Consider the following 12,679-nt stretch of genomic DNA (forward strand, 5'->3'; position numbering starts at 1 on the left):
CATCCTTTAACCCTACTGGAACCTAGAGAATGGAGAGGAAAATCCAATAAATGAGCAAGTTGATAAGAGTAAGAGGTACTCCTATCCTCACGAACTCCCAGAAAGTAAGTGTCTCCCCCCTCTTTTCGGCATTTTGAATGATGATAACATTGCTAGCCGCCCCTAGAATGGAGAGATTTCCTGCAATGGTGCTCCCAGCCGCTAAGGCCACCAGTTCCTTAGAGGATGCTCCGGCATGCTTCAGCATAGGAAGGTAGAGCGCAACGAGGGGAACATTCGAAAGAAACTGACTGAGGAGAACACTTATGGTTAAGATGGCTGGAAGGGAGAGAAGGTTGAGGTTGGTTTCTGCAATTTTGTTTTGGAAAAACCCCGTGTTCCAAACGCTTTTCATAAGCACGAACATGGAGGCAAAGAAAACCAGCGTGTGCCAATCCACTGCTCGGAGGACCCTCCTTCTTTTCGGACCAACTATGAGGATAAAGAGAGCTGGAACCAAGGCGATGTATGTGAGTCTGAAATCGAGAGAGGGAATAAACGAAACTAAAAAAACTTTCGCTGCCACCATTGTTATTACTAGGAAGAGGGAGGTTTTGGAAGTCCTAGCCAGCCTCCAGTTCCTTATTCGACCACTTGAATGGGAAAGGGGAAAAGAATGAAATTCCTTCCTGTAAAAAGATTTGAGGAGGAGATAGGCCAAAAACAAGTTTAGAAGGGTGGGTAGAAGGAGATATTTGGAAAAGGTGAGGAAAGGTCCGGGTATTTCGCCCCTCACGGCTATTAGGAGATTCTGCGGGTTCCCGATAGGACTCGTTACGCTTCCTATGGTGACAGCGAAGGCGAGGGTAAGGAGCATGAGTTTGGGGGAAAGGTGGTGCTGGCGGGCCAGTAGGAGGACTACAGGAGTTCCAATAATGGCGAGAGTATCGTTCATGAGGAGGGCAGAAAGGAACCCCACACCAAACAAAATTAACAGGATGAGGGAATCTACCGATTTAGCTTTCGAGAATATTCTATAGGAGAGGTGGGAGAGATATCCGCTCTCTTCAAGAGCTCCGCCTATCACAAACATACCGAAGAGAAAAAGCATGACATCGGGATCTATGGATATGAGGGCGTCTATGGGTGAGATCTGCCCGGTGAACAAAACGGCTAGAGCCCCAAATAGCATGATCTGCCAAATCTGGAATCTCAGGTTTCCTATCTGTCTTATCGCAACGAGTATGAAGACGGCCACCAATATTGCCAGCGGAAGAGCCATGTTTGATCTCTGGAGAAGAAAATTCAGAGCTTAAAACTCGTTGTAGGTCGGAAATCCATTTTATTTTTTCGAAGCCGGGGGCCGGAATCGAACCGGCGTAAAGCGGGTCTGCAGCCCACCGCCTAACCACTAGGCTACCCCGGCTCTATCTCCTTTTATTTCCCCGATAAATCCTTATTCGGAACCTTTTTAGTTTATTCTTCCCCTGTTTCTCGATGTATAGGGTAATCCTAGAGGTAAAGGAAGTGAAGGGCTTCTGTTCAGCTGGATATAAGCCAGGTGATAGATTGGTTATCCAAGAACCCTCCATTCTTTCCAAGGAGAGTGCGGATGTATGCTTGTATACCATAGGAGCTTTTCTACCCTATTTGACAGCCCTTTACAGGGATACCCCAGAAGAAGATTGGATTAACTCAGTACAGGAACTTCAATGTCCCGACGTTCATAACACCGTGACCTTTAGGGTGATTAGGGAAAAACTCTAAGGCTTTAAGGTGGGTGCGGGAAGAAAGAAGGGCAATATGGGAAGAGTTAACCGTGGAATTCTCAACTCTCGAGTTCTCCAGGGCCTTAAAGTGAAAGAAGTAATGAATCGAAAACCACCTACCGTTTCACCCGATGCTTCTCTTGAGGAACTTTTCGATCGCCTTCTTACCCAGACTGAGGACTTCTTACTAGTCGTGGACAAAAGGAAAAGACTCTTGGGAGTCATTACAGAGAGCGATGTACTCCAAGCCCTCCATCCACATCTTCCTGGGATGGCAGTTGGCTCCCTGTGGAGAGAAACAAGAAAAACAATGGCTAGGAGTGCGAGGGAAATTATGACCACCAATCCCATAACGGCCACTCCTGAGATGACTCTTCAGCAAGCTCTGGACTTGATGCGTGCGCACAAGGTTCGTCGCCTGCCAGTGGTCAAGGGAAGTAAACTTGTAGGGCAGCTTTCTGTGAAAAATCTTTTGGAAGTTTGCAAGTTCGTGAGGTAGGTGTAGGGCTTGGAAGTGGAATTTTCTCGGATGCTCCTGTACCTATCCCTTTGTCTCCTCGCTGCCAAGGTTGGAGGTGCCGTGGCCCTTAGGCTTAGGCAACCCACCGTCTTTGGGGAGTTGTTAATGGGTATCCTCCTTGGACCTTCCGTGGCGGGATGGATTGCAAAGGAGGTATGGGGGAACAGCTGGTGTTTGGATCCACAAAGCCAGGAAGGGATGTTAATTCATTCTTTGGCCGAGGTGGGCATCCTCACCCTCATGTTTCTGGCAGGTCTTTCCATAGATCTTGACGAATTCAGGAAGGTGGAGAGACCTGCCATTACAGTGGCGACTTTGGGAGTAATAGTAGCCTTTTTTTTCGGCTTTACTTTAGCCTTTGTCTACGGTTGGTCTTGGAAGGAGGCAGCCTTTGCCGGCGGTATTTTGGTAGCCACTAGTGTGGGAATCACGGTGAGGTCCCTGCTCGATCTCCATCGTCTCAGCACGAGGGCTGGAATGGTAATAGTGGGGGCGGCAGTCATAGACGACATCTTCGGCATCATCATCCTCAGCCTCCTCGTGGGTCTGGTATATGGAGGTATCTCGATTCTGGGGTTCTTCGAATCCCTAGCCCTCATAGTCGCTTTCTTTATTCTAGTGTTAGTGGGGGGGATGAGGGTAGGGCCCAAGATCCTCGACCGTGTTAGTCACTGGAGGGTAGAAGAAGCCACCCTTTCCGTGGGGATGGCCTTGGCTTTTTTGATAGCGGCTTTGGCGGAGACGGTGAATGTGGCAGCTATTACTGGGGCCTTTCTTATGGGACTCGTATTGAGCCGATCCACGGCAGTTGGATCTTTAAAAGAAAAGGTATCTGTTGTTGGTTACGGTTTCCTCATTCCCCTCTTTTTCGTAGACACGGGCATAAGAACAGATTTGGGAGCCTTGAGGGGATTGGGTTTTCTGGCCCTCCTCTTCCTGGTGATTTCGGTGGTGAGTAAAATCATGGGGTGTGGATTGGGGGGTTTGTTGGGGGGATTGGGGATGAAGGACTCCCTGAGGGTAGGGGTGGGGATGATACCGAGGGCAGAAGTAGCCCTCATCATAGCAGCCATAGGAAGGAGGGCAGGAGTGGTAGGGGGAAGCCTTTTTTCCCTTACGGTTTTGATGGTTCTTTTCACCACTCTCCTTACCCCACCGCTTTTGAAATGGGTCTTCTCTGAGCAGGGTGGAAAGGGACACTTAAAGAAATCGAGTGATTGAATAGTGGGCCCGCTGGGATTCGAACCCAGGATCTGCGGTGTGTGAGACCGCCGTCATAGCCGCTAGACCACGGGCCCATAAAAATTACCATTTCCCTTCCATAAAGCATTTACCGAAATTACATCCAGAGAAAAAGGATGGAGGAGTGGAGGAGAAAATATCCGGAAAAGTTTGTTCCCGAAGAGGAAATTTTTAGAAGAATACGCCGTGGAAGTAGAATCTTCGTGGGTACTGGGTGTGGTGAGCCCCAGCACCTCCTTACCTCCTTTGTGAAATGGGTGGAAGCCCACCCCAAGGCCCTTTTTGGGGCTGAGATTTTTCAAGTATGGTCTCTGGGAGTCTCCGCCTACACGGAACCAAAGTTCAAGGACAACTTTAGGGCCAACACTTTTTTTGTGGGTCCAAACACACGAAAGGCGGTAAACGAAGGTGAAGCCGATTATACCCCTATCTTTCTATCACAAGTGCCCAGGCTTCTTAGAGAAGGTATGGTCCCCTTGGATGTGGCTTTAATACAAACCTCTCCACCAGATTCCCACGGGTACTTGAGCTTGGGTATTAGTGTGGATATCACTAAAGCTGCAGTAGAAAGCGCGGATATGGTGGTGGCCCAAGTCAACCGTTACATGCCGAGAATTCATGGCGACGGTTTTCTGCACCTCGAAGAGGTAGATTTTCTGGTTCCCTGGGATGAACCCCTGTTGGAGTATGAAGAAGAGGTCCCCGATGAACTTGCACAGAGAATAGGAAAATACGTGGCGAGATTGGTAGAGGATGGAGATACCATTCAGGTGGGATATGGAAGCATACCCAATGCCATTCTTTCCAACTTGATGGACAAAAGGAACCTGGGAATACATTCGGAGCTTTTTACGGATGGAATGGTAGAGCTGATGAAAGCTGGTGTGGTAGATAATTCAAAAAAGAGAGTTGATAGGGGAAAAGCCGTGGCGAGTTTCTGCATGGGCAAAAGGAGTACCTATGAGTTTTTGAACGACAATCCGATGGTAGAATTCAGGACGGTAGACTACACCAACGATCCCATAGTTATAGCAAGGCAGCACCATATGGTGGCCATAAACAGTGCCTTGGAGATAGACCTCACCGGGCAGGCCACGGCAGAGTCCATAGGTGGCTTTTTCTACAGTGGACTGGGTGGACAGGCGGACTTCATGAGGGGTGCAGCACTGGCCAGACACGGCAAGCCCATTTTAGTCCTTCAATCCACCGCAGAGAAGGGAACGGTCTCACGTATAGTCCCACGCCTAAAAGAAGGGGCTGGAGTGACCCTCAACAGGGGGGATGTGCACTACGTGGTCACAGAATATGGTGTGGCTTACTTGCATGGGAAAAGCATAAGGGAAAGAGCCATGGAACTCATTCGTTTGGCACATCCTCATTTCCGACCTTGGCTCATAGAAGAGGCAAGGAGGTTGGGTCTTATTTTCAAGGACCAGCTATATGTTTCAGGGGAGTATCCTGAGGATCTTGAGACCTTCAAGAAAACTAAGACAGGTCTTGAGATTTTCTTGAGACCTATAAAGCTCAGCGACGAACCTCTCTTGAAGGAATTCTTTTACTCCCTCTCAGATGAAAGTCTTTATCGCAGGTTCGTTTCCCTAAGGAAGGATATGCCCCATGATCTCTTGCAGAAGTTCGTGGCCGTGGATTACAAGAAGCAAATGGTCCTCTTGGCCATTCTGAAGAGGGGGGAAAAGGAGGAGGTGGTAGGAATGGCCCAATACGTTCTTGACGAAGCCACCAACTTCGCGGAAGTGGCATTCGCCGTTAAAGATCAGTACCAAAATCAGGGAATAGGGAGAGAACTTCTAAAGCAACTGACGTACATAGCCAAGAGACGCGGTATTTTTGGTTTCACCGCCCAAGTCTTAGCCACCAATCGCCCCATGTTACGTCTTTTCGATAGCATGAATTTTTCCGTTGAAAAGAGAGTGGCAGAGGGAATGGTAGAACTTAAGATGAGGTTCAGAAGATCTTAAAAGCCTCTTCGAGGCAAAGGAGTGAAACGTAGTACATTTTCGGCTCTCTTTGAGAAGTCGAGAATCTTCTTAAGTCGCAACCTTTTTATACAATGGGTATAAAAAACTCTTGAATGGATACTAAATGGGGAATGGGGATTCTCGCCATCTTGGGTGGTATCCTGTTGTTAATAGGTCCTTTCCTACTTTCCTTCACTACCACTTGTGAAATAGGGGCCCTGGAGACGAAAGACGAGATGGTATGGGCTGAAGACTATTCTATTATTTACCTATGTGTTCTGGCTGGAATCTTGGCATTGATAGCTGCAGCACTCATCTTTTGGAAACCTGTGATTGGTAATGTTAGCAGGTTGCTTTTAGTTCTTTCCCTGATCTTTTCCGCCATAAGTTTCTCCATAGCACTCATGCAAGCAGGTGAAGATATTGGATTGAAGAGCGTGAAGGCAGGACTGAGTACGGGATACGGATTCGGCGAAGGGAGAATGCCTTTTGCCAATCTTCCCGTCCCTGTCTTTGATATAGTCCCAGAAATAGGTTCTTATTTCATAATGGCTGGGATAATTTTGATAGCCTTAGCCACTCCATGGTGTCTCCACAAAGGAAAGGGGGGATGAGATGGACTGGAAGCTTCCAGTTGTCATAGTCATTGCCATTGCCTTGATAGGAGCGGGGATATACGTAGCCACTAGACCTGCTCGCCCGTTTGTTCCTGGTTGGAGTGGTCCAGTGCCAGAGGAGAGAATAAAAATAGGTATTTTTGGCCCCATGGAGTTCTCCCAGGGGATCCATATGTGGCGTGGGGCCGTCATGGCAGCTGAAGTGATCAATTCAGCGGGTGGGGTCCAGTTGGGAGACAAAAAAGTACCCATTGAACTGGTTAAGGTGGATACAAATGAGATCCTTAGTGCTGCCGATGCAAGGGCGGCGGTGGAGAGGGCCATTACTGTCAACAAAGTGGATTTCTGTGTAGGAGGTTTCAGGACGGAATCCGTTTGGGGGATGCTTGAAACCGCCATGGACTACAAGAAGATTTGGCTCATTTGCGGTGCCGCCACCACGGAACTTTGTTCGGAGACCGTGCCAAAGAATTATGATAGGTACAAGTACATTTTCAGGGTTACCCCCATTAACTCCACCTATCTCTTCTACGTGAGCACCAAATTGTTGAAAATGGTAGTGGATGAAGTCAGGGAAAACCTAGGGGTAGCGAAACCAAAAGTTGCAGTGTTGGCGGAAAAGTTGGCGTGGGCGGACAGAATCGTGGATCTCGCCATCAACCCCTATCCGGCCTTCAAAGGAACGCCCTATGAAAACAAGAGCTTATTGGAGGTCTATTTAGGAGTGGAGATGGTGGGAGCTTGGAGACCTTCCCACGTAGCCACTGATTTGACTTCGGAACTTACCGCAATCAAAAACGCTGGTGCCCATGTGATCTTCACCGTCTTCTCCGGTCCAGTGGGGGTCACCTTTGGTAGGCAGTGGGGAGAATTACAGATTCCTGCTGCCGCAGTGGGAATAAACGTGGAGGCTCAGAAAAGAAGTTATTGGGAAGAAACGAAAGGATATTGTGCATATGAAGTGACCATGACCACCTATGTGCCAGGAGTGGAAATTGTGGAGAATCTAACAGTTCCTTGGGTGAATTCCTACATAGAAAGGTGGGGTGACTACCCAACCTATGAGGCAGGAACATACGATGCTATCTTTTTGATAGCAGAAACCGTCAACAGGCTCGGGACGAAGAATGCAGATAATGTAGTGGCAGAACTCGAGCAAACTGGAAGAAGAAACATCATGCAGACCTTCCGCAACTTCCCGGATGGGGTGGGTACGGCGGGCAAGCTCATCTTCGATAACAAGCATGACGTGGTATGGGGCCCAGGTCTGGTGACGGGTTTGGGTGCCCAATGGAGGGATGGGAGGCTGGTGGGAGTTCATCCCTACCAAGACACCGCTGGGCCATTACCCAATCTACCGGCCTTTGGAACTTACAAGGGCACTGAGAAATATAGGTTACCTCCCAGGGTAATAGAATACCATAGGAGATAGACAAGGTTAAAGGGAGAAACAGGAATTCTTTGAAGTATGATACAAGAAATCCTTATCAATGGAGCGGCAACTGGGGGGGTTTTCGCCCTCCTAGCAGTGGGCTTTTCTTTAATCTTTGGCGTGGCGAGGATCATAAACCTAGCCCACACCGCTTTTTGCATGCTCGCAGCTTATTCGGTTTATGCCTTTTCCACAATTTACGGGTTGAATTTCTATCTTTCCGTGGTTCTTGCCATTCTTTTAACAGTTTTCGTAGGAAGCTGTGCTTACAGGCTTTGTTTTCATCCCATAAGAGAGCACGAATTAGCTGTGATGGTGGTTTCGGTGGCTTTAGGAATCATCATTCAACAATTTATGGTTCTTATCTTTGGGGGAACTTTTCGGAGCATCCCAAGTTTTGCGGCGGGATATCTAGAGCTTCTGGGTGTTAGGATCCTGAAGGGGCATCTTCTGGTACTGGGAATAGCCTTATTCTCACTTTTCCTCGTATGGCTCATGTTAACCAAAACCAAACTTGGTATCGCCATAAGAGCCACTGCTCAAGATAGAGAAATGGCGAGCTTGGTGGGAATAAACGTTGGATGGATGTGTATGATAACCATGGCAATGGCGGTAGCTTTAGCGGCTTTAGCCGGTACCATGGTGGGACCCCTCATAACCCTTAGTCCTTGGATGTGGCTTCAGCTCTTAGTAGTGGTTTTGGCGGTGGTCATCTTGGGTGGACTAGGTAGCTTGAAGGGAAGCCTCCTGGCAGCCTTCTTGCTTGGGTACACGGAGACGGCAGTGGTCCACTTCGTTCCCATGGGTTCTTTCCTTCGGGGAGTGGCTTCCCTCATCGTGATGTTGATTGTACTTTTGGTGAGACCAGAGGGTCTCTTTGGGATTTCTTTTGAGGAGGAAAGATTATGAGGGTTGGGCTTGGAGGGGTCTACAAAAAGCTCAGAGAGGAAATATTTCCATTGCCTTCGAGAACTTTAGCTTTTTTAGCCATCATCTTTCTCTTAATCTTGCCTGTTTTTGTGAGAAACCCCTATCATTTACAAATCATTGTTTTAACCAATCTCTTCGCCCTCTATGCTGCAAGCTGGGACCTTCTTTCGGGCTATACGGGACAGGTGAGTTTTGGTCATGCCCTTTTCTTTGGGGTGGGGGGTTACTCGGCTGCTTTTTTGAACCTCAGGCTTGGATGGCCTCCCCTTCTCACCATTCCGGTGGGAGCCCTTGCCGCCGTCTTCACCGGAATGATAATAGGAATTCCGTGTCTTAGACTGAGGGGACCTTACTTAGCCCTCGCCACTTTGGCCTTTCCTATCATCCTCACGGGAATAATATACGCCTTTCCAGAGACCACCGGAGGGGAATTCGGGCTCTCTGGTCTAACGAGACTCACCCCTTCGCGCACACTCGACTACTATTTCTCTCTTCTCCTCATGATCTTTGGCGTTTTCATAATGTGGAAAATAACCGAGTCCAAGATAGGGGTAATCCTTCATTCCATTAGGGAGGACGAAATCGCGGCTAGAGCCTGCGGCATTAATACTGCCAGATATAAGCTCCTAGCCTATTCCCTGAGTGGTTTTTTCGCTGGGTTGGCAGGAAGCTCCTTTGCCCATTTCATGAGGACCGTGGGTCCCTTGGCCCTTGATGCCAGCATTTCCTTCCAAGCCGTGATTTGGACGGCTTTTGGAGGGATTGTATCCATTTACGGTGCCGTAGGGGGGGTCTACATTCTTTACCCCCTGATGGAGTTCCTGCGTGTAACTCCCCAAATTCGCATGCTTTCCTTCGCCATTATCGTCACGGTAATCCTCCTAATCATGCCTGAGGGGATGCTACGTTGGGTCAGGGACAAAATAGAGAAAGAATGTCCTAGATGTAAGAAGAGGAATGTGGTTACTAGGGAAACCTGTAGGATTTGCGGAGCGCCCCTCAAAGATTAAAGACCTAAGTAGCTTTTTCTAATCGTTTCATCTCTGAGAAGCTTACCTTTGGTTCCTTCGGCCACCACCTTCCCTTGGGAAAGAACATAATTTCTTTGGGTAAGGTTAAAGGCAAAGTTCACATCTTGTTCCGCGATAAGAATTTTTACCCCTTCTTTTTGGATTTCTTTTATTCCTTCCATCAGATTTTTCTTCATCTTTGGTGCCAAACCCAAGGAGGGTTCATCGATACAGAGGAGCTTGGGCTTGGACATGAGCGCCCTCCCCACAGCCAGCATTTGTTGTTCTCCTCCGGAGAGGGTACCCGCCACCTGGTTCTTTCTCTCCTTCAATACCGGAAAGAGCTCGTAGACTCTTTTCAGGTTTTCCTCTATTTCCTTCTGGTCTTTATAGGAGTAGGCGCCAGCTTTCAGATTCTCGAGTACAGTCATTTCCCTAAAGATCCTCCTCCTTTCTGGGCAGTGAATTAGACCCATCTTCACTATCTGATGGGGAAGAAGCCCATCTATTCTCTTTCCCTCAAATCTTATTTCTCCCTCCATCGTCACGTTTCCTTGCTTAGTTCCTTTCATCACCTCTCTTTGCCATTTCACCAAGCCCGTTATCGCCCTCAGGAGAGTGGATTTACCTGCCCCATTTGGTCCAAGGATTCCTACCGATTCCTTCTCCCCCACTTCTAGACTAACGCTGTTGAGGATGATGGCACTTTCATAACGAACGGTAAGATTCTTCACTTCCAACAACACTTAAATCTCCTCCCCCAGATAGGCTTCTATTACCTTTTTGTTCTTTACTATTTCTTTGGGAGTTCCCTCCGCGATGATTTCACCAAAGTTCAGTACGATTACCCTATCCACGATCTTCATGAGTTCCGCGAGCTTGTGCTCCACGATGAGCATGGCAGGTCCTTCGCTGTGAAGCCTGCCAAATCTTCCTCCCTCGTGTAGTCTCCTTATCGATTTCGCCAAGAGTTCGGTCTCAGCCGGGCTTAATCCGCCCAATGGTTCATCGAGGAGGAGGAGTTCTGGTTCTGTGGCTATGGCTTTGGCTATTTCCAGCCTTTTGAGATCCCCATGCGAAAGGGAAGATGCGGGTTCGAGTGCCATATCGGCTATTCCCACGAACTCCAAAGCATCCCTTGCTCTCGCTTCGGTAAGTTTGAGCCATTCCCCCCTTCTTGTTGCCCTGGGAGAAAGACAGGAAACCATTACGTTAGCTATTACGGGTAAACGGCGGAAAGGTCTAGCTCCCTGGAAAGTTATGGCGATCCCCCTATTGACTATCTCATAAGGCTTGAGACCAGTTATGTCTTCCCCCTTGAAAATTATTTTTCCGGAATCAGGCTTGAGGATTCCTCCTATGAGCTTGAGAAGAGTGGTTTTGCCTGCCCCATTGGGACCTATCAGTCCCACTATCTCGTCTCTTTCTATCTCAAAACTCACTTTGTTTACAGCTACTAATCCGCCGAATTTCTTGGTTAGCCTTTCGACCCTGAAGAAATCACTCATGCTTTCTTGACTTCCTCCCTTAGTTCCCTGTGAGAAATCTTTCCCACATCGGTTTTGGGGAGCTCCCCTCTGAACTCCACTATCTTAGGCACTTTATAGGGAGCCAGTTTCTTCTTACAATATTCTATGATATCTTCCTCAGAAACCTTTCCCCTAGCTTCGGTGTGTAGGACTACATAAGCTTTGACTATTTCTCCGAATTGGGGATGGGGAACCCCTATAACGGCAGCTTCTTTGATCTGTGGATGTTCGTAGAGAACATCTTCTATTTCCCTAGCGTAGATGGAAAAGCCCTTGTATTTAATTAGATCTTTCTTTCTTTCAAAGAAATAGAAGTAACCTTCCTCATCCATTTTAGCTAGGTCGCCCGTTCTTAGCCAAGTCTTCCCTTCTATCTTCACCAATACCTTTTTGGTTTCCTCAGGATTTTTCCAGTAGCCTTTCATGACTTGCGGTCCATGGATTACAACTTCCCCTATTTCTCCAACTTTTAGGAACTGGTTTTTCTCGGGGTGGGCTATGGCGGCCAGTGTGCTGGGAAGTGGAATCCCAAAGGAATCGGCTTTGACCTTATGGTAGGGGTTACTATGAGTAACGGTGCTGGTTTCGGTAAGACCATATCCCTGAATAATCCTCGCACCAGTTTTCTTTTCCCAGTCTTGATAAGTGGAAGGATGTAAAACATCTGCTCCTGAAGTAATGAGTTTGAGCCTCTTCCAGTTCACCTTAAGAGTCTTTTCATAATCCTTCAGGAACTCGAAAACCGTGGGGACCCCATTGAACACCGTGGCGTTGTATTTTTCGATAGCATCGAGTATTTCATCAGGGTCAAAGGTGGTGAAAAGGACAAGGGTAGAACCCCAACATAGTCCAAAGATGAGTGCCACCACTTGGCCATAGATGTGATAAAAGGGTAGAAAAGCTACCACCACCTCCTTTCCTTCCTCCAAGATGGGCCAGAAGGCCCTTATTTGGGCCATGTTGGCGACTATGTTGCGATGGGGTACCATCACGCCCTTCGGAATTCCCGTGGTACCTCCAGAATAGGGAAGTGTAGCTAAATCTTCGCTGGGGTTGATTTTCACTTTGGGAGGGTTGGGAGGATATTTCTTGAGCAGTTCTTGGAAGTGATAGATCCCCTCCCTTTTGGGAATTTTGGGTGAGGGGATCATAGCTTTCCTAAAGAGTTTTCCGAGAAGACTCTTTCCTATGAATTTTTTGAGGGAAGGCAAATATTCGCCGATGTTGGTGGTGATAATACGATCCAACTTCAGGCCTGTTTTCTCCACGTTTTCGAAAAGAGTATCTAGGCAAACGATGGTTTTAGCCTCGCTATCCTTTAGTTGATATGCTACCTCCTTCGAAACATATACGGGGCTTATGGGAGTTACCGTAGCCCCCGTCTTTAGGATGCCGAAGTAAGAAATAACGAATTGAGGACAATTGGGAAGATACAGGGCAACTCTCTCTCCTTTTTTCACCCCTAGGTCGTGGAGGGCAGTGGCAAATCTGTCGACATTTTCTCTCAGTTCACGGTAGCTTATCTTCCTTCCATAGAAAATCAAGGCAGTTTTGTCAGCGTATTTCTCTGAGGCTTCATCAAAAATCTCCGGTATGGATTTGTTCGGAACCTCGATTTCTGCGGGCACCCCTGGGGGATAGGATTTAAGCCAAGGTCTTTCAGCCATCCTTC

At 47.9% G+C, this 12,679-nt stretch carries 12 protein-coding genes and 2 tRNA genes; 8 read left to right on the forward strand and 6 right to left on the reverse strand.

The features are described from left to right. Window positions 1–22: 22 nt before the first annotated feature. Entirely contained in the window at window positions 23–1,237 is a 1,215-nt protein-coding gene (locus tag QXG22_05720; GenBank protein ID MEM0359482.1) for an anion transporter, read from the reverse strand. 96 nt (window positions 1,238–1,333) lie between these two features. Continuing rightward, a tRNA-Cys gene (locus QXG22_05725) sits at window positions 1,334–1,405 on the reverse strand. A 71-nt stretch (window positions 1,406–1,476) separates the two neighbouring features. Between QXG22_05725 and QXG22_05730 the strand changes: the two genes are divergently transcribed. Genes QXG22_05730 through QXG22_05740 form a run of 3 tightly spaced genes read left to right on the forward strand, consistent with a single transcriptional unit; the run spans window position 1,477 to window position 3,489 of the window. Continuing rightward, window positions 1,477–1,746, forward strand: coding sequence for a TIGR04076 family protein (locus QXG22_05730; protein ID MEM0359483.1), 270 nt, complete (start codon window positions 1,477–1,479; stop codon window positions 1,744–1,746). Window positions 1,747–1,755: 9 nt separating this feature from the next. Beyond that, window positions 1,756–2,247, forward strand: a complete 492-nt coding sequence (locus QXG22_05735) for a CBS domain-containing protein (protein MEM0359484.1) — start codon at window positions 1,756–1,758, stop codon at window positions 2,245–2,247. A 30-nt stretch (window positions 2,248–2,277) separates the two neighbouring features. Then, complete coding sequence (locus tag QXG22_05740; protein MEM0359485.1) at window positions 2,278–3,489, forward strand: cation:proton antiporter; 1,212 nt, start codon at window positions 2,278–2,280, stop codon at window positions 3,487–3,489. 4 nt (window positions 3,490–3,493) lie between these two features. Here QXG22_05740 and QXG22_05745 read toward each other — a convergent pair. Beyond that, window positions 3,494–3,566 (reverse strand) — tRNA-Val (locus tag QXG22_05745). 60 nt (window positions 3,567–3,626) lie between these two features. Here QXG22_05745 and QXG22_05750 point away from each other — a divergent pair. The 5 genes from QXG22_05750 (at window position 3,627) to QXG22_05770 (ending at window position 9,478) form a co-directional block, all read left to right on the forward strand. Next, the gene (locus tag QXG22_05750) at window positions 3,627–5,489 is read left to right on the forward strand and encodes a GNAT family N-acetyltransferase (GenBank protein ID MEM0359486.1); all 1,863 of its coding nucleotides are present in this window, start codon (window positions 3,627–3,629) and stop codon (window positions 5,487–5,489) included. A 113-nt stretch (window positions 5,490–5,602) separates the two neighbouring features. Then, window positions 5,603–6,103, forward strand: a complete 501-nt coding sequence (locus tag QXG22_05755; protein ID MEM0359487.1) for a hypothetical protein — start codon at window positions 5,603–5,605, stop codon at window positions 6,101–6,103. A gap of 1 nt (window position 6,104) precedes the next feature. After that, window positions 6,105–7,538 (forward strand): ABC transporter substrate-binding protein, encoded by a 1,434-nt coding sequence (locus tag QXG22_05760; protein ID MEM0359488.1) that lies wholly within the window; start codon window positions 6,105–6,107, stop codon window positions 7,536–7,538. Window positions 7,539–7,574: 36 nt separating this feature from the next. Beyond that, window positions 7,575–8,447 (forward strand): branched-chain amino acid ABC transporter permease, encoded by an 873-nt coding sequence (locus tag QXG22_05765; protein ID MEM0359489.1) that lies wholly within the window; start codon window positions 7,575–7,577, stop codon window positions 8,445–8,447. 98 nt (window positions 8,448–8,545) lie between these two features. Then, window positions 8,546–9,478, forward strand: coding sequence for a hypothetical protein (locus QXG22_05770; GenBank protein MEM0359490.1), 933 nt, complete (start codon window positions 8,546–8,548; stop codon window positions 9,476–9,478). Here QXG22_05770 and QXG22_05775 read toward each other — a convergent pair. From QXG22_05775 to QXG22_05785, 3 genes are read right to left on the reverse strand one after another with little or no spacing between them, the layout of a single operon-like run. Further along, the gene (locus tag QXG22_05775; GenBank protein ID MEM0359491.1) at window positions 9,475–10,212 is read right to left on the reverse strand and encodes an ABC transporter ATP-binding protein; all 738 of its coding nucleotides are present in this window, start codon (window positions 10,210–10,212) and stop codon (window positions 9,475–9,477) included. The genes QXG22_05770 and QXG22_05775 overlap by 4 nt on opposite strands. Window positions 10,213–10,224: 12 nt before the next feature. Next, entirely contained in the window at window positions 10,225–10,986 is a 762-nt protein-coding gene (locus tag QXG22_05780) for an ABC transporter ATP-binding protein (protein ID MEM0359492.1), read from the reverse strand. Then, the gene (locus QXG22_05785; protein ID MEM0359493.1) at window positions 10,983–12,674 is read right to left on the reverse strand and encodes a long-chain fatty acid--CoA ligase; all 1,692 of its coding nucleotides are present in this window, start codon (window positions 12,672–12,674) and stop codon (window positions 10,983–10,985) included. Before QXG22_05785 ends, QXG22_05780 begins: the two co-directional genes overlap by 4 nt. Window positions 12,675–12,679: the final 5 nt, after the last annotated feature.

The sequence above is a fragment of the Candidatus Hadarchaeales archaeon genome, assembly GCA_038736355.1.
Lineage (GTDB): Archaea > Hadarchaeota > Hadarchaeia > Hadarchaeales > WYZ-LMO6 > WYZ-LMO6.